This is a genomic window from Pseudomonas sp. TH41, assembly GCF_016650695.1.
In the GTDB taxonomy this organism is placed as follows: Bacteria; Pseudomonadota; Gammaproteobacteria; order Pseudomonadales; family Pseudomonadaceae; genus Aquipseudomonas.
Map to the genome: position 1 here is coordinate 309,982 of NZ_JAEKFH010000006.1, position 20,186 is coordinate 330,167.

19 protein-coding genes and 1 pseudogene are annotated in these 20,186 nt (G+C 57.3%); 17 read left to right on the top strand and 3 right to left on the bottom strand.

What is annotated here, in order from left to right; genetic code table 11:
- The first annotated feature begins 51 nt into the window (after positions 1-51).
- The 15 genes from dmpE (at position 52) to JFU37_RS31360 (ending at position 14,902) form a co-directional block, all read left to right on the top strand.
- Positions 52-837 (top strand): 2-oxopent-4-enoate hydratase, encoded by a 786-nt coding sequence (gene dmpE, locus JFU37_RS25300; protein WP_201119770.1) that lies wholly within the window; start codon positions 52-54, stop codon positions 835-837.
- A gap of 14 nt (positions 838-851) precedes the next feature.
- Entirely contained in the window at positions 852-1,790 is a 939-nt protein-coding gene (locus JFU37_RS25305; protein WP_201119771.1) for an acetaldehyde dehydrogenase (acetylating), read from the top strand.
- Between the two features lie 10 nt (positions 1,791-1,800).
- On the top strand, positions 1,801-2,838 hold the full coding sequence (dmpG, locus tag JFU37_RS25310) for a 4-hydroxy-2-oxovalerate aldolase (RefSeq protein WP_201119772.1): 1,038 nt from the start codon (positions 1,801-1,803) through the stop codon (positions 2,836-2,838).
- Positions 2,835-3,695 carry a 2-oxo-3-hexenedioate decarboxylase gene (dmpH, locus tag JFU37_RS25315; protein WP_201119773.1) on the top strand — a complete coding sequence of 287 codons (861 nt, stop codon included), beginning with the start codon at positions 2,835-2,837 and terminating at the stop codon, positions 3,693-3,695. Before dmpG ends, dmpH begins: the two co-directional genes overlap by 4 nt.
- A 145-nt stretch (positions 3,696-3,840) precedes the next feature.
- Entirely contained in the window at positions 3,841-4,671 is an 831-nt protein-coding gene (locus JFU37_RS25320; protein ID WP_201119774.1) for an alpha/beta fold hydrolase, read from the top strand.
- Between the two features lie 75 nt (positions 4,672-4,746).
- Positions 4,747-6,048, top strand: coding sequence for an aromatic ring-hydroxylating oxygenase subunit alpha (locus JFU37_RS25325; protein WP_201119775.1), 1,302 nt, complete (start codon positions 4,747-4,749; stop codon positions 6,046-6,048).
- A 34-nt stretch (positions 6,049-6,082) separates the two neighbouring features.
- Complete coding sequence (locus JFU37_RS25330; protein WP_201119776.1) at positions 6,083-6,613, top strand: aromatic-ring-hydroxylating dioxygenase subunit beta; 531 nt, start codon at positions 6,083-6,085, stop codon at positions 6,611-6,613.
- 423 nt (positions 6,614-7,036) lie between these two features.
- Positions 7,037-7,894 (top strand): VOC family protein, encoded by an 858-nt coding sequence (locus JFU37_RS25335; protein ID WP_201119777.1) that lies wholly within the window; start codon positions 7,037-7,039, stop codon positions 7,892-7,894.
- Between the two features lie 54 nt (positions 7,895-7,948).
- Positions 7,949-8,758 (top strand): 1,6-dihydroxycyclohexa-2,4-diene-1-carboxylate dehydrogenase, encoded by an 810-nt coding sequence (locus JFU37_RS25340; RefSeq protein WP_201119778.1) that lies wholly within the window; start codon positions 7,949-7,951, stop codon positions 8,756-8,758.
- Positions 8,759-8,945: 187 nt separating this feature from the next.
- Positions 8,946-9,848, top strand: coding sequence for a DMT family transporter (locus JFU37_RS25345; protein WP_201119779.1), 903 nt, complete (start codon positions 8,946-8,948; stop codon positions 9,846-9,848).
- A 22-nt stretch (positions 9,849-9,870) separates the two neighbouring features.
- Entirely contained in the window at positions 9,871-10,221 is a 351-nt protein-coding gene (locus JFU37_RS25350; RefSeq protein ID WP_201119780.1) for a non-heme iron oxygenase ferredoxin subunit, read from the top strand.
- A 27-nt stretch (positions 10,222-10,248) separates the two neighbouring features.
- Positions 10,249-11,223: an amidohydrolase family protein gene (locus JFU37_RS25355; RefSeq protein WP_242485822.1), complete on the top strand. Its 975-nt coding sequence runs from the start codon at positions 10,249-10,251 to the stop codon at positions 11,221-11,223.
- Between the two features lie 36 nt (positions 11,224-11,259).
- A complete protein-coding gene (locus tag JFU37_RS25360) occupies positions 11,260-12,273 on the top strand; it encodes a 2Fe-2S iron-sulfur cluster-binding protein (protein WP_201119782.1) in 1,014 nt (337 codons plus the stop codon).
- A 547-nt stretch (positions 12,274-12,820) separates the two neighbouring features.
- Positions 12,821-13,687, top strand: a complete 867-nt coding sequence (locus tag JFU37_RS31355; RefSeq protein WP_446739608.1) for a cache domain-containing protein — start codon at positions 12,821-12,823, stop codon at positions 13,685-13,687.
- A 564-nt stretch (positions 13,688-14,251) separates the two neighbouring features.
- Positions 14,252-14,902 carry a methyl-accepting chemotaxis protein gene (locus JFU37_RS31360; protein WP_446739611.1) on the top strand — a complete coding sequence of 217 codons (651 nt, stop codon included), beginning with the start codon at positions 14,252-14,254 and terminating at the stop codon, positions 14,900-14,902.
- Between the two features lie 321 nt (positions 14,903-15,223).
- Here the strand turns inward: JFU37_RS31360 and JFU37_RS31365 are convergent.
- Positions 15,224-15,358, bottom strand: a pseudogene (locus JFU37_RS31365) (integrase); the annotation flags it as partial.
- 290 nt (positions 15,359-15,648) lie between these two features.
- Here JFU37_RS31365 and JFU37_RS25370 point away from each other — a divergent pair.
- Entirely contained in the window at positions 15,649-17,607 is a 1,959-nt protein-coding gene (locus JFU37_RS25370) for a methyl-accepting chemotaxis protein (RefSeq protein WP_201119783.1), read from the top strand.
- A 326-nt stretch (positions 17,608-17,933) separates the two neighbouring features.
- Here the strand turns inward: JFU37_RS25370 and JFU37_RS25375 are convergent, their stop codons facing one another.
- Positions 17,934-18,122: a hypothetical protein gene (locus JFU37_RS25375; RefSeq protein ID WP_201119784.1), complete on the bottom strand. Its 189-nt coding sequence runs from the start codon at positions 18,120-18,122 to the stop codon at positions 17,934-17,936.
- Positions 18,123-18,209: 87 nt separating this feature from the next.
- Positions 18,210-18,923: an SOS response-associated peptidase family protein gene (locus JFU37_RS25380; protein WP_201119785.1), complete on the bottom strand. Its 714-nt coding sequence runs from the start codon at positions 18,921-18,923 to the stop codon at positions 18,210-18,212.
- A 402-nt stretch (positions 18,924-19,325) separates the two neighbouring features.
- Between JFU37_RS25380 and JFU37_RS25385 the strand changes: the two genes are divergently transcribed.
- Complete coding sequence (locus tag JFU37_RS25385; RefSeq protein ID WP_201119786.1) at positions 19,326-20,054, top strand: metallophosphoesterase family protein; 729 nt, start codon at positions 19,326-19,328, stop codon at positions 20,052-20,054.
- Positions 20,055-20,186 lie beyond the last annotated feature (132 nt).

The window sequence follows — 20,186 nt, forward strand, 5'->3', positions numbered from 1 at the left end:
GAACTAAGTATTAGCCGGCGCCGTAGCGCGAGCGGCCAAAGGGGAACTGGGATGGAAAAAAACAGGATTGACCAGTACGGCGACGAACTTTTCACTGCGATGCTCGAACGGAGCACGGTGGCGCCACTGACCGAGCGGGAGCCGAACATTACGCTCGACGATGCCTATCGCATTTCGCTGCGTATGCTCGCACGGCGCTTGGCGGTAGGTGAGAAGGTCATCGGTAAAAAGATCGGCGTCACCAGCAAGGCAGTGCAGAACATGCTCAACGTACATCAGCCGGATTTCGGTTACCTGACCGATGCCATGGTGTTCAACAGCGGCGAGGCGATGCCGATCAGTCAACTGCTGATCCAGCCCAAAGCCGAGGGTGAAATTGCCTTCATCCTCAAGAAGGATTTGCTTGGCCCAGGCGTAACTAACGCCGACGTGCTGGCCGCCACCGAATGCGTGATGCCGTGTTTCGAGATCGTTGATTCTCGCATTCGCGACTGGAAAATCAAGATCCAGGACACTGTGGCGGATAACGCCTCCTGCGGTCTGTTTGTGCTCGGCGACCAGGCGGTCTCACCGCGTCAAGTCGACCTGGCGACCTGCGGCATGGTGGTGGAGAAGAACGGCCACGTCATAAGCACCGGCGCCGGCGCTGCGGCGCTCGGTTCTCCAGTCAACTGCGTGGCTTGGCTAGCCAACACCCTGGGCCGCTTCGGCATCCCGCTGAAAGCTGGCGAGGTAATTCTTTCCGGTTCGCTGGTACCGCTGGAGCCGGTCAAAGCCGGCGACGTGATGCGTGTAGACATCGGCGGTATTGGCAGCGCCTCCGTGCGCTTTACTTGATCCGAGGAACTCTCATGAACAAGAAACTCAAAGTCGCCATTATTGGTTCCGGCAACATCGGCACCGACCTGATGATCAAGATTCTGCGTAACGCCATGCATCTGGACATGACTGTGATGGTCGGCATCGATCCAGCCTCCGACGGCTTGGCTCGCGCAAAACGAATGGGAGTGGCCACCACCCACGAAGGAGTAGCAGGCCTTACCCGCATGGACGTTTTCCAAGACATCGATTTTGTCTTCGATGCCACCTCGGCAGGTGCACACGTGAAAAACGACGCCTTCCTGCGCTCAATCAAACCCGATATCCGCCTGATCGACCTGACGCCCGCCGCCATCGGCCCGTATTGCGTCCCTGTGGTTAACCTGGAAAAAAACCTCGATCAAGTCAACGTCAACATGGTCACCTGCGGTGGCCAGGCGACCATCCCGATGGTCGCGGCTGTCTCCCGAGTTGCCAAGGTACATTACGCCGAAATCGTCGCCTCGATTTCCAGTAAATCCGCTGGCCCCGGTACCCGCGCCAACATCGATGAATTCACCGAAACCACCTCCAAGGCCATCGAAGTGATCGGTGGTGCAGCCAAGGGTAAAGCGATCATCGTGATGAACCCCGCTGAGCCGCCGCTGATGATGCGCGACACGGTGTTCGTGCTGTCCGAAGCGGCTAATCAGGCGGAAATAGAGGCGTCTATCGTCGAGATGGCTGCCGCTGTACAGGCCTATGTGCCGGGCTATCGTTTGAAACAAAAAGTGCAGTTTGACGTCATCCCCGAAGACGCGCCCTTGAACATTCCTGGCCTGGGAAAATTCTCGGGGCTTAAGACCTCAATCTTCCTCGAAGTCGAAGGCGCCGCCCACTACCTGCCAGCCTACGCCGGCAACCTCGACATCATGACCTCCGCTGCCTTGGCCACTGCCGAGCGCATGGCGCTGTCGATGCTGAACGCCTGAGGAATTCGACATGACTTTTAATCCCGGCAAAAAACTCTACATCTCCGACGTCACCCTGCGCGATGGCAGCCACGCGATTCGTCACCAGTACTCGATCCAGAATGTGCAGGACATTGCCCGCGCATTGGACAAGGCTAAGGTCGACTCGATTGAAGTGGCTCACGGTGATGGTCTGCAAGGTTCGAGCTTCAACTACGGCTTCGCGGCGCACACCGATCTGGAGTGGATCGAAGCGGCCGCAGATGTCATCAGCCACGCGAAAATCACCACCCTGTTGTTGCCCGGCATCGGCTCGGTGCATGACCTGAAAGCGGCCTACAACGCCGGTGCCCGGGTGGTGCGCATCGCCACTCACTGCACCGAAGCCGATGTCTCGAAACAGCACATCGAATACGCCCGCGAGTTGGGCATGGACACCGTTGGTTTCCTCATGATGAGCCACATGATCCCGGCCGAGCAGTTGGCCGCGCAGGCCAAGCTGATGGAAAGCTACGGCGCGACGTGCGTTTACATGGCCGACTCGGGCGGGGCGATGAACATGCAGGATATTCGCGACCGCTTCCGTGCGTTCAAGGCCGTGCTCAATCCGGAAACCGAAACCGGCATGCACGCTCACCATAACCTGAGCCTGGGGGTGGCCAACTCGATCACCGCCGTCGAAGAAGGTTGCGACCGCATTGACGCCAGCCTCGCCGGCATGGGAGCCGGGGCCGGTAACGCGCCGCTGGAAGTGTTTATCGCCGCCGCCGAACGCCTGGGCTGGAACCACGGCACTGATCTTTACACGCTGATGGACGCCGCCGACGACATCGTTCGCCCGTTACAGGACCGACCGGTTCGGGTCGATCGCGAGACTCTGGCCCTGGGTTACGCCGGCGTCTATTCGAGCTTCCTGCGTCATGCCGAAGTGGCGGCGGCGAAGTACGGCCTCAAGACTCTCGACATCCTCGTTGAGCTAGGTAAACGCCGGATGATCGGCGGCCAGGAAGACATGATTGTTGACGTTGCCTTAGACCTGCTGGATGCCCGTAAGGAGCACGGCGTATGAAGTCCACCCTAAGTCGCGAACAGGTGCTGGCGCTGGCCGAGCACATCGAAAACGCCGAGCTGAATGCCCGTGATGTTTCTAAGGTGACTGACGATTACCCAGAAATGAACCTCGCCGATGCTTACGACGTGCAGTGGGCAATTCGCCAAAGCAAGGAGGCCCGGGGCAGCAAGATCGTCGGCCTGAAGATGGGCATGACTTCTTGGACGAAGTTGGCGCAGATGGGACTGAAAGCGCCAGTCTACGGCTTCCTTGCCGACCACTTCAGCGTCGCTGATGGAGGCGTGGTGGATTGTTCGAAATTGAACCACTCAAAGATTGACGCGCAAATCGGCTTTGTCACCAAGTCACCGATTCACGGTCCTGGTTGCCATATCGGTCAAGTGCTGGCGGCCACCGACTTCGTAATCCCGGTGTTGGGAGTAAACAGCTCGCGCTACGAGAACCTCAAGTTCGACCTGATCAGCGAGGTCGCCGAGAACGCGTCGACGACACACTTCATCATCGGCGGGCAGATGGCCGGTTTCGCCGAACTCGACCTGCGCACCCTTGGCGTGGTGATGGAGAAGAATGGCGAAGTGGTGGCGCTCGGCGCCGGCGCTGCGGTACTCGGTCACCCGGCCGTCAGCGTGGTGATGCTGGCTAACCTGCTGGCTGAACGCGGCGAACACATTCCTGCGGGCAGTTTCATCATGACCGGCGGTATCACCGCGGCGGTGCCGGTGATGCCTGGCGACAACATCACCGTGCGCTACCAGGGCCTCGGCTCAGTCAGCGTGCGTTTTGCCAGGTTAAAAGAGCAGACCGGCCATGCCGCTGTTGCAGGTAACGACTTAGTGGCCGTTCTACCGACCTGAATGAACGACGGCACCACAATCTCACGGCGACTGTCGTTGAGATGTGGCGGTGAAGCCCGGAGCGCCGGGTACTGATACATGAACTGTCCAAGCCCCATTAGGGCACGGCAGGGCAATCAATGGCACAACGCGATAAGGATAAAAAATGAGCGTGGAGAATCCTGAAATCGGCCTGCGTATAAACGCGGGCGGCATCGACACCAACTACCATGACGCTGGCCAGGGCAATGCTACGCCGTTGCTGTTGCTGCACGGTTCCGGCCCCGGCGTTACCGCCTGGGCCAACTGGCGCTTAAATATTCCGTTGCTGGCTGAGGGCCGCCGCGTGGTGGCGCCGGATATGGTTGGCTTTGGTTATACCGAGCGCAAAGAGGGTATCCAGTACAACCTGGACACCTGGGTCAAGCACGCTATCGACTTTCTCGACGCCCTCGAAATCGAGCAGGCCGATGTTGTCGGAAATTCCTACGGAGGCGCCCTCGCGCTGGCCATGGCGATTCGTTATCCGCAGCGCGTGCGGCGCCTAGTGCTGATGGGCGCCGCCGGTGTTGACTTCGAGCTGACCCAAGGGCTGGACGATGTTTGGGGCTATGTGCCGTCGGTCAAAGGCATGCGCCACCTCATGGACGGCTTCGCTTACAACAAGGCGCTGATCAGCGACGAGTTGGCTGAGTTGCGCTATCGCGCCAGCATCCGCCCCGGCTACCAGGAGGCGTTCGCACAGATGTTCCCGGCCCCGCGTCAGCGCTGGGTAGATGCACTGGCGAGTCCAGAAGCCGACATCCGCGCGCTGGATAAGGCGACCCTGATCATCCATGGTCGCGAAGACAGAATTGTGCCGCCGGTGACTTCGAAGAAGCTGTTCGAGCTGATCGATCAGGCGCAACTACACATGTTCGGTCGCTGTGGGCACTGGACGCAGATAGAACACGCTGCGCGCTTCAATAAGCTGGTGACGGATTTCCTAAACGAATAGCGCCAGGCGGTACCGCCGCTGGAAAACCACGCCGCAGCGACGGCGGCTAAGACCTGTAGTGATGAGGCCATAACAATGACAACGTTGATTGCATCCAGCCGTGACTATGGTGCGTTGGTCAAAGAAGACCGCGTTCATAGTTCCATTTTCACCGATGAACAGATTTTTCAGGACGAGATGGAACGTATATTCCACCGTACCTGGCTGTTCGCCCTGCATGAGAGTGAAATACCCAAATTCGGCGATTTTAAGCGTATCCAACTGGGCCGTTTTCCGGTCATCGCCACGCGTGACGAGACTGGCAAGGTTCAATTGCTTATCAATCGCTGCCGCCACCGTGGCGCTCAGGTCTGCGAGGCTCCACGCGGCAATGCTAAGCGCTTCCAGTGCTGGTATCACGGCTGGACCTATGACACCAAGGGCGACCTTGTCGGGGTCACCGGTGCGGAAGCTTACGACAAGAACTTTTCAAGCACCGAGCACGCACTGCCCAAGGTGCCGCGTGTCGGCAGCTACCGCGGTTTTGTCTTTGCCAGCCTGGCTGAAGAGGGCGTGACACTCGACGAGTACCTGGGATCGACCAAGAAATTCTTCGACATCATGATCGACTCTTCTCCGATCGGCGAAATCGAGGTAAAGCCGGGCGTGCTCAACAAGACCATGTACCGCGGCAACTGGAAACAGGTCGGCATGGACGGCTACCACCCGCACTACGTGCACATGTCGGTTTTCAAGATCTTTAGCAAGCGCGAAAGCACCATCGGTTCAGCCGTGGGGGCGTTGCATATAGAAGACCCGTTTGCCGATGTCTCGCAGAGCCGCACCCGGGGCTTTGCCAATGGGCACGCCTGCCTGGACTTTCGCGAGCAGCGTCGTTCCCATGCGGCAATGGCTATCGATGATCTGCAGCGCAGTGAAGACGGCCGTCAGTACGTGGCCGACATGATTGCCAGTTACGGCCAGGAGCACGCTGAGGAATTGCTGGCGTGGCACGGTGACCCGCATCTTGGATTATTTCCCAACCTGCAATTGATTCATGACCATGTGCGCGTGGTGATTCCAATCGGCCCAGGAGAAACCCAAGTCTTGATGTACCCAGTTTTTCTCAAGGGGGTGGGGCAGAGCATCAACGAGAAGCGTTTGCGCGCCCACGAGGCCTTTTATGGCCCGGCCGCCGCGGGTTCGCCGGACGACGCCGAAATCTTCGAGCGTACTCAGCGCGGTTTACTCGCCGATGCCGAGCCTTGGGTGCTACTCGCACGCGGCCTGAATCGCGAGCAAGTCGATGAGGACGGAAGCATTACGTCCTGTATCAGCGACGAGATCACCCAACGGGTGCAAATGCAGGAATGGAAGCGGCTGATGACCGCCCGCTAAGGCGGCCGGTTATATCCGAATCGGAGAGAATTTCATGTCGAAGCAAATTGTAAACGCGGCCCCTGAAGCCTTGGCAGGCGGCATCCTTGACGTCGAGACGCAACTGCGACTCGAGCGGTTTCTGGCTTACGAAGCAGCCTTGATGGACGAGCACGAGTACGACCGCTGGATGGGCCTGTGGGCCGGTGGAGACATCCTCTATTGGTTGCCGTGCAACGATAACGATCAGGACCCTAGCACTGGAATCGCGATCATTTACGACAACCGAGCGAGCCTGAGCGAACGCATGATGCGCCTGAAGGACAAGACCGCCCATGCCTATCGGCCGCAAGCCAAACTGGTCCGTACCATTTCCTCGGTGATACCACTCAAGAGCGAGGGCGATGAGTTGGAAGTCGCCTGCAGTTTCGTGCTCGGTGAGATTCGCGTCGGTGTGCAGAACATCTGGTTCGGCAAGTGTGTGTATCGGCTGCAGAGCACCCCCGAGGGATTTCGCATCCGCAGAAAGAAAGTGATGTTGCTGAACAACGATGAGGCAATGCCGAACCTCACCTTCCTGGTCTGACAGGCGATTTGGCGGCGCTGGGGTGGATGTGTGGGCGTACATCGCAAGTCCCACCGCCGACGAGCACCCCATAGTGATTTCCGTGACCGTAGTGAAAATCAGCTTGGTCGCTTTCCTGCTGCCCTTCGTCTACAGCTCTGGTCTGCTGCTGATCGGGGGCTGGGAGACAGCGCTGTTCGATTAAAAAGTTGCCGTAGGCGTGCTGATTTTCGCCGCTGTGGCATACGGCATTCTGAGTCACTGGGCTCGCATCTCCAAGATCACGGCTGGGCTGCTGTCGATGTTGGCCTGGGACATGGTCGGTGTGTCGGGACTGCTTATCGGCGGCGGTTATCTTTTGTCCAGACGCTTCTTGCCGCAGTTACACCAACGCATGGCGGGCTGGCCAAGATACCGATGAATTTTACGAAAGGAGACTAAACCATGATCAATCTGCACGATATCTGCTACCTACGCCTTGGGTGCCATGACCTCGATGAAATGGTGCGCTTCGCCACCGGCATACTTGGCCTAGAATTGCGCGAAAAAACCGCGACCCACGCCTACCTGCGTGGCGATAGCAGCGCCTTCAACCTCTGCTATATCCAGGGCGATGCGTCGTATGACGTTTCGGCATTCGAATTGCGCCACATAGAAGAGCTGAAGACGGCCGAGAGCGAGCTGGTCGCTCAAGGTATCGAGGTAAACCGGGGCACTCTGGCCGAATGCGAAGAGCGTCGTGTCGAAGCATTCGTTGCCTTTACCGATCCCAACGATAACCGCATCGAGCTCGTTTATCGGCCACATCAGACCGGAGTGCGGTACTTCCCAGCGCGCGACGCAGGGATTACCGAATTCGGTCATTTTGGTCTGCACAGTCGGAACATTGAGCGGGACCTGCTTTTCTGGACCTCGGTGCTCAGCGCCCGTGTTAGCGACAGGATCGGCGATGGCGCGCTGCTGCGCATCGATGAGGTACATCACAAGATCGCATTGTTCCCCTCGGACAAGGTGGGCGTGCAACACGTCAACTTCCAGGTCGCGAGCATCGATGACGTAATGCGCTCTTGGTACTTCCTGCAGGATCGTGGTGTGCCCATCGCCTTCGGGCCAGGTCGGCACCCAACCTCTACGGCGATGTTCATCTACTTCCTCGGTCCGGACGGGCGTGTCTACGAATATTCCTCGGGCGTAAAGCGAATCACCGATGAGGCTTCGTACACGCCGCGCCAGTTCGAGATGAAGCCATCTTCGTTTTGCATGTGGGGCGCCAAGCCCAATGTCGAGGAATTCAGCGAATAAACAGCTCAGTCGCGTAGCGGGCTGATCACGATCAAATTGCAAACGGATGGGATTATGAGCGAACAAGGCTGCAGAAGATTTGTAGGAAAGGTTGCGCTGGTGACGGGCGCAGGACAGGGCATTGGGTTGGCGACGGCTTGGCGTCTGGCCCGCGAAGGCGCGCAGGTGGTGCTGGCGGACAAGTCCGCCGCGCCGACCCATGAAGCCGCAGAGGCAATGCGTGCGGAGGGCCTGGAGGTGGCGGTGGCGATCGCGGATCTGGCGACCTACGCCGGGGCGCAAAGCGTGATGGTCGACACCGAGTTGGCTTTCGGGCGCATCGACGTGTTGGTCAACAACGTCGGCGGGACCATTTGGAAGAAGCCGTTCTGGCACTACAGCGAAGATGAAATCAAGGCTGAGGTCGAGCGATCCTTTTGGCCGCCTTTGTGGTGTTGCCGTGCGGTAGTGCCATATATGCAGGCGCGGGGCGGCGCCATCGTCAACGTCGGTTCCAACGCGACCATGGGGATTTTCCGCATTCCCTATTCCGCGTCGAAAGGCGGCGTTGTCGGGCTGACCACGGCGCTGGCGGTTGAGTTGGCGGACTTTAAAATCCGCGTCAACTGCGTCGCCCCGGGCAACACCGCAGTCAAGGAACGGCCTACGCCACGCCTGGAACGTGAGTTGAGTGACCAGGAGAAACAGTGGAACCAGCAGTTTTACGATTACGTCAGCAAGGAGGGTTTGTTCGATCGACCCGCTTCAATTGAGGAGCAGGCCGCCGTGATCGTTTTCCTGGCCTCCGACGACGCTTCTTACATGACTGGAGAAATCTTGGATACCGGTAAGCGGGGCATGCGTATTTCGTCGGTGGTTCGCTGACAGCCTTTGTTTCGATTGAGGGTACGGCGTTTTTACGTCGTGCCTGGGCCTGGTCGTGTCCTGAGTGGGCCTTATTGCCAAGGCTGCTCCGTTAAGTCGGCGGCCTGACCAGCAAGTTAGCGCTGGCCATAAAGCAGATCTCTATCGGATACACGAGTACCACGGCATGTGCAGGAGTGAATGAAGTATGACCCAGGTGTCTGGAGCGATGTCTATTGGCATGGCTTTGCTTTCCGCTTTTATGTTTGCGCTCACCTTCGTTTTCGTGCGGATCGGAGTAAAGAGCGCGTCGACGACAACTGCGTGGTGGCTGACGTTAACCATCAACGTGGTATTTCTCTGGGGCTGGAGTCTGCTGGTCTATGGATGGCAATTCGAGCAATGGTGGGAGTGGCGCTACTTTTTCCTCTCCGGGATATTCGCACCTTTGCTAGGTCGGCTCTTTCAGTTCCAGGGAATGGCCAAACTCGGAGCGAATATCACCACGCCGCTGACACTGACTCATCCGGTGATATCCGTTGCGTTGGCGATCCTGTTCCTGGGCGAAGAGGTCACTAAATTAGGCTTGTTGGGCGCCTTGATGGTGGTGCTGGGCAGCGTTGTAGTTGGTGCGCAGGGCGGGCAGCGCTCGAGCGGCAGCCTACAAAACGTGTCACGTAATTATCTACTGCTGCCATTGGTTGCATCGTTGTCGTATGGCATATCCATCGTATTTCGGAAGATTGGTATCGATATCGGTTCGGATGCAGTGACCGCCGCGGCAGTCACCTGTACCTCTGCCTGGTTCTTCTCCACGTTGTACGTGTTGATCACCGGTTCAACTGACGAAATCCGCTGCAACCGACGCGAGTTCGGCGTCTTCCTGCTCGCTGGTTTTTTTTCAAGTCTCGGTCCGGTACTGCTTTATACGGCGCTGCAGTTCGGAGAGCTTGTGGTCATCGCACCGCTGGCCGCCACCACTCCATTATTTGTCCTGCTGGTGTCGTATGTGTACATCCGGGCGGACGAAATTTTTACGCCTCAAGTCATCGCCGGAACCCTCGCTACCGTTGCGGGAGTGGTTCTGGTGACGACCTATGGGTTGGCATAAGTTTTGTGAAAGGAGAGCCATTATGGATCTTGTAGTCAATATGTCCCACTTCTACGTCTGCGAGGCAGATGCGTTGGGCAGTTGTGAAATTCGTCAGGTTACTCCGCCGGGTCTCGGTTCGGTGGCGGTGTACCGGGTCGCCGATGAGTACTACGCCACTGATGACATCTGCTCCCACGGCCAGGCACTGCTTTCTGAAGGCGATGTCGATGAGGACTGCGTTGTTGAGTGCCCTTGGCATGGAGGCACCTTTGATGTGCGCACCGGCGAAGCACTGTCGTTTCCCTGTGTGCTCCCCATCAAGGTCTATCCGGTAAAGGTAGAAAGCGGCAAGGTCTATCTCGACCTCGGTGCCGGTGCAATCAAGGCATAGGCCGAGAGGGAAAAAGATATGATCGACATGCACACACATATTGTCCCGGCCGACTTTCCTGCTTATCCGGGGCGGCAAAAAAACCACGGTTGGCCCTGCATGCACTGCGGCGAGGGCCATCACCGCACGGTTATGATTGGCGACAAGCCGTTCCGCGAAGTGTCCTCCAACGCTTGGGACACCAGCCGAAGATTGGAGGAAATGGCCGCCGAGGGCGTCGATCGTCAAGTGCTTTCACCGATGCCGGAGCTGCTTTCTTACTGGTTCAGCCTCGACGACGCCTTGGCCTTCGGCCGCTACATCAACGGTACCATCGCCGAGATGGTCGCTGCCGCACCGCAACACTTTTACGGCCTGGGCATGGTGCCGCTGCAGGATCCTGAGCGTGCGGCCCGAGAGGTGCGCAGCCTCAAGCACGAATACGGTCTAGTCGGGGTTGAGGTGGGCTCAAATATCAACGGCATCGCTATTAGCGACCGGCGTTTCGATCCGTTCTTCGCCGCCTTGCAGGAAGAGGACATGTGCCTATTCGTACATGCCCTGCACCCGACCAAGGAACGACTCTACGGACCGCCGTTGATCGAAGCGCTGGTCGGCTTCCCCAACGAAACCGGCCTATGCATCGCCGGCTTCATCGCCAACGGAGTGCTCGATCGCTTCCCGCGCCTGCGTATCGCCTTTAGTCATGGAGGGGGTTCTTTCCCGATGATCCTGCCGCGTCTGCAGCATGGATGGGAAACCAGCAAGCCACTTCGCGAGGCGATCCTACGTTCGCCGCAAGAAGTAGCGCGGCAGTTCTGGTATGACACCCTGGTTTACAGCGAGCCGGCGCTGGCCTACCTGATGCAAATCTACGGCAAGAGCCAGTTGATGATTGGCACCGACTACCCCTTCGTCATTCGCGAAAGTCATCCCGCCCGCCGGTTGCAGGGGCTAGGACTCAGCGTGGCCGACCACGAAGCCTTGCAGGTGGGTAACTGCTTACGCTTCCTGGGCCAGTAAAGCGTTGTTCACCCCATAAATCCAAGAGAGGTCGTTATGCCTATCGTACATATCAACAACAGCGACGCATCTTTTGAACAGACCGAGGCGCATGACTCCATTTTGCGTGCCGGGCTTGCGGCTGGACTAGGTCTTTCCTACGAGTGCAACTCGGGTGGCTGCGGCAGTTGTAAATTCGAACTTATCGAGGGCGAGGTCGAGGAACTCTGGCCGGAAGCGCCAGGGCTGACCGCCCGGGATCTTAAGAAGGGTCGTAAGCTGGCCTGCCAGTGCCGTGCGAAAAGCGATCTGGTGATCAGCATGCGTACCGACGAGAGTTTTCGCCCGACCATACTGCCACAGAGCTTTCAGGCCACTCTCGTGAGCCGCCGTGAACTGACTCCGGATATCACCGAGTTCCGCTTCCTCGGGCCTGTTCCAGCGCATTTTTTGCCGGGACAGTACGCCATGCTCAGTCTCGACGACGCCCCAGGTCCACGGGCTTACTCAATGAGTAATCTCGCCAATGCCGAAGGCATATGGGAATTTTGGATCCGCAAGAAGCCTGGTGGGCGGGTAACTGAGTTATTGTTCGCCAAGCTTGAGCCGGGCGACAAGGTCACATTGCAAGGGCCTTACGGTTTGGCTTTCCTGAAAACTTCGGTGCCTAGGGATGTGCTCTGTATCGCTGGTGGCTCGGGTATCTCGCCGGTGTTGTCGATCGCCCGCGGAATGCTCAGTGATCCAGTCATGGCCGGACGCAAACTGCATTTCTTCTTCGGTGGCCGAACGCCTGCCGACATCTGCGGCCTGGCCGAACTGCAAGCGCTACCCGACTTTGACGAGCGGGTTCGCTTCCATGCTGCCATTTCCGAGCCCAAGCCGGGCGATGGCTGGGAGGGGGCGGTAGGCTTTATCCACGAAGCATTGGAACAGGCCTTGGCTGGCACGTTGGCGGATTACGAATGCTATCTGGCGGGTCCGCCGCCCATGGTACAGGCGACAACCAAAATGCTGCTGCTCGACCAGGGCGTGCCGGTCGAGCAGGTGCATTTCGACCGCTTCTTCTAGGGTTTTTCGTCAATGTTGAGCTGTAGGTAGTCGAATTTATGGTGGGCAACACGGTGCGGAGGAATCGGTTTCGACAAGCATGTGCATCCTGTACTCCGCGACAGCCACCACTTACGTGCATCGTCAGCAATTTCTGAAGCGTGAGCTGGCAGGTTTTTCCAAAAATCTAGAAACGACAAAGTTCTTACAAATCAAGGCTTTGTCGTATAAATATGGCGGAGGCGATGTTCAACCCTGTCGGGAGGCACTCTTATGGAGCCTATCGCGCTTGATGCACTGAGTTGTAGCGCGAATGTTTCATGCCCATTCGATCCGAACAGATTCCGCGAGCAGAGGATCTTCAATTCAATACCGATAGAAGTTTGCGTTGATCTCTCGATATACGAAATTGTTAGCAAGCTTGTGAATTGGCTTGGTATTTGCCTTTAGTTTCGGTACATGAATGTCGCAGTTGGGGAAGTAAATGTCGCTCTCAAGTAATTCCATGCAGTTATCTTTTAGCGAAACGCACTGGTTACCCTGGTTCGGCAGAACTGGAAAAATTGCGATGAGCTGGTCTTGCAGGCTCAATCAGTCGGCTTACCCAGTGATCGAACAAACGTTCGAAGCCATCGCTGCAAAGCGCACGCAATTCCTGCACAACTGGACGCGCGAGCAGTGGGAACACCTGGCTGAATTGGCGGAAAATCTCAGTCGTGATTTCGCCCATCTCGACAGCACTTCGCTGATGGATAAACTCAGTCAGGCTGAAGATTTTTCGGAGCTGTTTGTCGTTGATGCCAGCGGCACCGTCATCACCTCGACCTGGAACGGGCGCGGTAAAAGTCAGTCCCAGAACACTCGTGCATTGGCAGAAGGATTGAAAGCGCCGTTTCTCCATGGCCCTTACAGCGATCCACTGACCTTGCAAATCGGCCCATCGTCTTCGCGCTTCCACGATGAAGTTACATTGATGTTCTATCACCCCCTGAAGGCAGATAACAAAGTCCTTGGCTGCCTCTGCGGTCGCGTACCAAACGATGTGCTGGGTGATCTTATTCAGCGTGAGGCCGGACATATTTTTGCCGAGTCGGGCGACAATTATCTATTCATGGCGCAGTCACGCTTTGATCCTGCTATCCAACCGGGAACTGCTTTGTCGCGCTCACGCTTCGAGGACGGTACGTTCACCCACGGCGAAAATCTGAAAAGCGGCGTACACACGCCCTGGAAGACGGTGCAGATCCAACGACATACCGAACTGGAACTGCGCTTTACCGACCCAGCGACCCAGCAACTGCACCCAGGTGTGCGCGAAACCATCCGCAAGGGCTCCAACCTATTCGTGACTTATCCCGGTTACGCGGACTACCGGCACATTCCGGTGGTCGGTAAGGGCGTTACTTTCCAATTGCCAGGATCACCTGACCGTTAGGGCATGATGTGTGAGGCCGATCTGGAGGAGGTATACCGCCGGCGCTCACTCAGCTACGGTTTGATGAAGCCTTATCTCGCGACCATGACGGGACTCTTTGCCTGCAACTTCATGGTCCAACATTACAGCGGTGTGGCGCAGAACCTGATCGATACCTTCGAAGTCTTGAGTATGGTGGCAGCCGCTGTCCTGTTCAGCCTGCTGGGGCCCAAACGTCTTGCGGCAAGGTTGAACGAGATGACGGGGGTGATCAGAACCATCGCAGAAGGCGAGGGCAATCTGCGTCAGCGCCTGGATACGTCGCGCATGGCTAATGATGAGACGGGTGACATGGGCCGCTGGATCAACAGCTTTATCGATCATCTGGACTCAGTCGTAGGGCAGGTGGTCAATGCCAGCAGCAACGTCGGCACCACCAATCAAATGATGCTGGGGCGCAGCCAGGAAGCCAGTCTCACTTCAGATGAGGTCGCCGAAGCGGTGCACCGCATGATGATCATCGTGGAAGATCAATTGGGAGAGATTCAGCAGGCCTCAGTCAGTGCTGAACAGATGAAGCAGGCGATGGACGAAGTGGTCACCCGTGCCCGCGAGCAGTTTCTCGCCGTGCAGGAAGGAACGCAGTCGATTCGCGACGTGGTCGAACGCTCGTCGTCGAGCGTACAACTGCTCGACAGTCGGATGGCCCAGATCGGCAACATCACCGGCCTGATCAGCGACATCACCAACCAGACCAATCTGCTGGCACTCAATGCGGCTATTGAGGCCGCGCGTGCGGGTGAGCACGGTCGCGGTTTTGCGGTGGTCGCCGATGAAGTTCGCAGTCTTGCCGCACGCACCTCACGAGCTGCCGATGACATTCGGCAGATGGTTGAAGGCTTGCAGAACGAAACGCAAAAAGCCGTCACCTTCATGGAGGAGGGCGTCAAGGACGTCGATAATAGTCTGCGCCTAGCGGAAGACGCATCCTCGGAAAACGTGCAGTTGCATCAAGCAGTGGAAAGTATGTTTGCGATCATTCAGCAACTCAACAGGCGCAGCCTCGACTACGGCAAGACGATCAAGCAGGTCGACCAGTCCTCCACCGAGATGCGCCAGACGGTAGTAGTGCTGCAAAGCAGTGCCGAAACCGTAAGGCTCAATGCCAACAAACTGCAGAAGTTGGTGGGGCAGTTTGAGGTGAGTATTAACAAGCGACGAGGAGCAGCGGCTTGAGTCCGCTCAGCATCGGTTTGTCGCCAATTCAGATGTAATAGTCGAATGACCGCTTTAGCCGATCTCTGCCCGTCGCCACCGTTAGCTTTGGGTCGGACAGCGACGGTCTGTCGTACCATTGGAAAAGCTCAATGAGGGTACACATAGAGATAGAGAAATTTTCGAACTTAAAATTTTCCTTTATTTTCAGCGACAAAGAGGAAGGTTCGATTCGGGCTTCGGCACCATGAATATCAAGGGCTTGCGTGATATACCTCATGCAAGCCCTTATTTCTTTGCTCCGCAAAAACCAATCTCTGCTCCGCAATTCAACGCCTCAGGTCATTTCGTAGGCGTTACTTTCAAGCCTTCCCGCATTCGAATGTAATGCTCGGTCATGCCCACAGTGGTGTGTCTCAGTTGATCCCGTGCTGCGCGAATGTTGCCTGTCGATTCTTCCTTATCTGTCGCCGCTTTCACCATCGCTTGCATGCAACTTGAGCAGCACACGCCGCAGTGCCGACCGGTTGAATCCACAGCTCATTGCGGGCGTTGACGACTGTAAAAGCCAGCCCAAAAAAGCCCTTCAGATGTGTCTACAAAACCAGCGGCGATTTTCCTCCCTCACCGTCCAGCCTGCTCTACAAGCCAGAACAGCGACTCAGAAGCTCAAGCCAATTCATTGCGTTCAGTAATTTGCACAGTTCTTGCAGAATAATTTACAAGCACCTTAATCTGTAACCCTTCTACCCGCGGAGTCGTTGAACATGCCGTTACGCTTGAAGTTAGCCCTAAGCTACCTGTTGATCGGTTTGATCCCGGTTCTGGGCATGGCCTTTACGGTCTATCAACAAGCCAGTACGGCCCTGCGCGAGCAGACGCTGAACGCCCTCGAGGCGGTTGCCCATATCAAACAGCAGCAGTTGCTGGATAACTGGCAGGAGCGGCGCAACCAGATCAGCACCCTGGCCAGTAACCTGAGCAACAGCTACCAGGGACTGGACGGCAACGCACTGATCAGCACCGCCCACTACGACCATCCGATGTTTGAAAACTTCATCAGTACCTTTGGTTACCGCGATCTGAAACTGATCATGCCCGATGGCACGGTCATGCTCAGTTTGAAGGACAGCCGTGACGAAAAGCACAATCTCAGCGAAGCCAGCCTCCGTGACACCTCGCTGGCGCGTCTGGTCAAGCAAAGCCGCGATAGCGGCAAACCGTTGATCAGCGACCTGCAGTACAACCCGCTGAGCAAGGAGCCGACCCAGTATCTGGCGACCCCTGTCTTGTCGCACGATGAGCTGCAAATGACCGTGGTTCTGGAGTTGCCCATCGCTCCGCTCAATAACGTGATGCAAACCCGCCAGGGCCTGGGTGAAAAAGGTGAAACCTACCTGGTCGGCAGCGATGCCGGCCTGCGTTCGGACTCGGCGCGTTTTCCTGAACGCCAGGTCAACCGCAGCCTCAATGCACAAGTCGGCCTTACTGGCAGTGCCGTCAGCAATGCCCTGGCGGGCCAACAGGGTCGTATCGCCGAACCGGGGCTGGACGGCAATAGTGCGCTGAAAGTGTTTGTCCCCGTCGTCTTCGATGACAACCACTGGGCCTTGATTGCCGAAATGGATCAGGCCCAGGCGTTTGCCCCGGTGCGTCAGCTGATGTGGCAAGTCTTGCTGCTCGGCCTGCTGACCGTTGCTGCCGTTGCCATCGCCACTTGGCTGGTCAGCCGCAGTGTGATGCGCCCGCTGGGCGGCGAACCGAGCAATATGACGGTACTGGCCCGCCGCTTGGCCGCAGGCGAGCTGAACCTGCCGACCGAACAACGACAACAGGCTGGACTGATGCTGGCCCTGCATGAAATGGCCCAGGCCTGGCGCGATGTGATTGAGCGTCTGCGCCAATCCAGCCAGGACGTCGGTCAGGCCAGCAGCGAAATTCTAAGCGCAGCCGGGCAAACCAGCGAACGCCTCGACCTGCAGCAAGAGTCGCTGGAAATGGTCGTCAGCGCCGTCGAGCAAATGTCCTGCACCGTGCAGGAGATCGCCCGCAACGCCGCCGACAGTGCACATGGCAGCACCGCCGCACGGAGTGCCTTCGGCGAGATGCAAGGTACCTTGCAACAGATGATCGGCCAGCAGGGACGCTTGCTGAACGACATCGGCCGGGCCGGCAGCGTGGTCGACACCCTGACCAGCGATGCCCTGCAAATCGGCACCGTGCTCGCGGTGATCCGTGGCATTGCCGAACAAACCAATCTGCTGGCACTCAACGCCGCTATCGAGGCCGCGCGCGCCGGGGAACAAGGCCGTGGATTTGCTGTGGTCGCTGACGAGGTGCGCAATCTTGCTCAACGCACCAGCAGCGCCACCGAAGAAATCGTTGCCATCACCAACACCTTGCAAAGTTCTTCCACTGAAGCCCGGCAGGCGATGCAGGCTTCGGCCGAACAAGCACATACGCTGGAACGTGAAACCCAGGTGGTGCTGACCTCGCTCAGTCAGTTGGACAATTCCCTGCAAGGCGTGCACGCCCTCGCCGTGCAGATCGCCGTCGCCGCGGACGAACAGGCCGGAACCACGCAGGAAGTGAATCAGCATATGCACCGCTTGCACGACATGACCCGCGACAACCGGAGGAATGCGGCGCATACCCGCAGTAGCGGCGAGCACCTGCAGCAAGTGGCCAACAACCAGCAAGCCCTGGTGCTGCGCTTCCGCCTATAGCCGCCGGGGCTAGCTCTCAGCCGGACGGCCGCCTGGAGTTCGACAGGTGGCACGAGACAGCAGGCAACAAAAAGCCCGCGCACGGCGGGCTCTCTGCATGGGGTCAAATCCTGTCTGCTCAATCTGCGCAGCATTTTATGAGCGCTTTGTGAAAAGCACATCGGAACGAAAAAAGCCCGGCATGCGCCGGGCTCTTTATACACGTGGCCAAATCCCTTTGGCTGACCGTATTGTGCTTGGTTGGTGTGACGAAGGCGTGACAGCAGATGCCAAAAAAGCCCGGAGCTGGGCCATCCTTCCCGCCTTCACCTCATCAGCGCAAGCATTCAGCCTGCCATAGCCATTCTCAGCGCTACCGCAGCCTCAAGCAGCTTATTCGCCTGGTTCGAGACAGCCGTCGCCAATACATCATTTCCAGCGTCCTTCAGCATTGCTGCCAAATCGAGCAGCTTCCCAACCTCGATCTCAACGATGCGAACGGATTCGGTGATCTGGTATTGAAGTGAGTGCGCCATGCCATCAACCCTCGATTAAGATCGCCTACTGGCGGACCTTGCCGTTTCCCTGAATATTCACGTGCGGGAGGTGACGCGCTGAACCGCTCAGCCGTTGCCTTTATAGTCCCCGCTCATGATCTTGCTGGTGGGCTGGATCAACTGGGCGCCATGGTTGTGAGCGTTGCCGATGGCTTGGTCGACCGTGAACCATTCGAATGCCGTCCCTGGCTCGCCCTGATGCAGCGCCATCTGTTCGGCGCGCTCTTTGGGTGTAGCCGGATCCAGCCATTCCCGGGCCAGTTCCGGTGACAACGCCACCGGGCGACGGTCGTGGATGTCGACCATGCCGCCGGCACTGTCGGCAGTGATGATGACGAAGCCATCATGCTCGTCCGGCCCATGTTCGTACCTTGGATATTGGCCAATCGCGGCGCACAGGATTGGCGCGCGATCCTTGTGGCGAATGAGGTAGGGTTGCTTCTTCGGTCCACCCTCATAAACCCACTCAAACCAGTTGTCGATCGCAATGATTGCGCGGTGTGGCCAGATTGCACGGAAGTACGGACCGTGCGCGACGTTCTCCACCCGGGCGTTGATTGGCGCTGCGTGGTCCTTGGACCAATGCGGCCGCCACCCCCAACGCACCAGGTCGGCGTGCAGTACGTCACCTTCCTGGTGGAAGAGGGCGAGCTGAGTGGTGGGGGTGGCGTTGTAATTCCCGAACGGCTGCTCGCCGGCAGTGTTGACCAGCGCATTCGGCATGCTTAGCGCTGCTACAAAGTCGTGAATGCCTCGGTACTGGGAGAGTCGTCCGCACATGATCAGGTTCTCCGGCTGTGCTTTCAGCGTAGACCAGCGGCCAACGGCTTCGTCACGAACACTTGGTCAAGACACATCTCGCAGGGTAGGAGGCAGAGGCATTCACTGTCAGTGTAGAAAAAAAGCACCAAAGGTTCGCGGCTTCAAGGCTTCTATTTTCGCCTCCATCCCTTAATGTCTGGCGAACAGGGTGGCGAGATCACCAACGATGCGTTAGTGATTCACTACTGCGATAAACGTCGATTGATGTTGTTATTCTGGACGACGAGGGCTTGGAGCTGTTTACAGCGGTGCTCAAGATAGCCTCGACGCCGATTCACTAATTGATACTCGAGCAATCTACGAGGATGCGCGGAAACCAATTCAGGAATGCGCGGAGCACGATGCAACACGGTGACTCTCATGAAGCTTCAAATCTACTCAGATTTGCATAATGAATTCTCTCTGTTCGAGCCAGTCCCAATCGATGCGGACGTGGTGATCCTCGCGGGTGACATCGATCTGAACTCGCGAGGAGTGAAATGGGCGAACGAGGTGTTCCAGTGTCTTGTGATCTATGTGTGCGGCAATCACGAGTTTTACGGTGGTCACCTTGATCGCACGCTTCAAAAGATGAAGGACGTGGCAATGCCGCACGTTCACGTGCTCGAAAACGAAGTGCTGATCCTGGATCAAACACGTTTTTTGGTCACAACTGCGTGGACAGATTACTCGTCAACCGGAGATGTCGTTGCGGCAAAACGCGTTGCTTGGGAGTGGATGAACGATTTCACCGTGATCAGAACCGATGCAAATTTTCGACGCCTGCGTCCGGATGACTTGATTGCCAAGTCAAAGGCAGCCTATGCCTGGCTATCCCACGAACTGGAAAAGCCCTTCAGCGGCAAAACCGTCGTAGTCACACATCACGCACCAGCGTTGGATCATGTGGGTGATGATCATCCCGCACTCCTGATTGCAGCCTATGCAAACGACTGGCCGGAACTGTTGGGTAAGGCCAATCTTTGGGTCTACGGACATACCCACGTCGCAGCGGATTTCTTCAAAAATGGGTGCCGGGTTATTTCCAATCCACGCGGATATCCGAATCAAAATACAGGTTTCGATCCGGGTTTTTTGATCGAGATTTGATGAGCAGCGATTTCAACTTTGTACGCTCATGAACCTCTCGGCATTCGTCGCACCGTTACAACTCCTTGATTTCAAGTTTCAAGGTTGGCACTCCAGTCAGGCGCAGCCCTGCGTGACCGGATGTGAAAGGGT

Coding starts and splice junctions, on each gene's coding strand:
- dmpE (WP_201119770.1), top strand. CDS start 52: ATGGAAAAAAACAGGATTGACCAGTACGGCGACGAACTTTTCACTGCG.
- JFU37_RS25305 (WP_201119771.1), top strand. CDS start 852: ATGAACAAGAAACTCAAAGTCGCCATTATTGGTTCCGGCAACATCGGC.
- dmpG (WP_201119772.1), top strand. CDS start 1,801: ATGACTTTTAATCCCGGCAAAAAACTCTACATCTCCGACGTCACCCTG.
- dmpH (WP_201119773.1), top strand. CDS start 2,835: ATGAAGTCCACCCTAAGTCGCGAACAGGTGCTGGCGCTGGCCGAGCAC.
- JFU37_RS25320 (WP_201119774.1), top strand. CDS start 3,841: ATGAGCGTGGAGAATCCTGAAATCGGCCTGCGTATAAACGCGGGCGGC.
- JFU37_RS25325 (WP_201119775.1), top strand. CDS start 4,747: ATGACAACGTTGATTGCATCCAGCCGTGACTATGGTGCGTTGGTCAAA.
- JFU37_RS25330 (WP_201119776.1), top strand. CDS start 6,083: ATGTCGAAGCAAATTGTAAACGCGGCCCCTGAAGCCTTGGCAGGCGGC.
- JFU37_RS25335 (WP_201119777.1), top strand. CDS start 7,037: ATGATCAATCTGCACGATATCTGCTACCTACGCCTTGGGTGCCATGAC.
- JFU37_RS25340 (WP_201119778.1), top strand. CDS start 7,949: ATGAGCGAACAAGGCTGCAGAAGATTTGTAGGAAAGGTTGCGCTGGTG.
- JFU37_RS25345 (WP_201119779.1), top strand. CDS start 8,946: ATGACCCAGGTGTCTGGAGCGATGTCTATTGGCATGGCTTTGCTTTCC.
- JFU37_RS25350 (WP_201119780.1), top strand. CDS start 9,871: ATGGATCTTGTAGTCAATATGTCCCACTTCTACGTCTGCGAGGCAGAT.
- JFU37_RS25355 (WP_242485822.1), top strand. CDS start 10,249: ATGCACACACATATTGTCCCGGCCGACTTTCCTGCTTATCCGGGGCGG.
- JFU37_RS25360 (WP_201119782.1), top strand. CDS start 11,260: ATGCCTATCGTACATATCAACAACAGCGACGCATCTTTTGAACAGACC.
- JFU37_RS31355 (WP_446739608.1), top strand. CDS start 12,821: ATGAGCTGGTCTTGCAGGCTCAATCAGTCGGCTTACCCAGTGATCGAA.
- JFU37_RS31360 (WP_446739611.1), top strand. CDS start 14,252: ATGGACGAAGTGGTCACCCGTGCCCGCGAGCAGTTTCTCGCCGTGCAG.
- JFU37_RS25370 (WP_201119783.1), top strand. CDS start 15,649: ATGCCGTTACGCTTGAAGTTAGCCCTAAGCTACCTGTTGATCGGTTTG.
- JFU37_RS25375 (WP_201119784.1), bottom strand. CDS start 18,122: ATGGCGCACTCACTTCAATACCAGATCACCGAATCCGTTCGCATCGTT.
- JFU37_RS25380 (WP_201119785.1), bottom strand. CDS start 18,923: ATGTGCGGACGACTCTCCCAGTACCGAGGCATTCACGACTTTGTAGCA.
- JFU37_RS25385 (WP_201119786.1), top strand. CDS start 19,326: ATGAAGCTTCAAATCTACTCAGATTTGCATAATGAATTCTCTCTGTTC.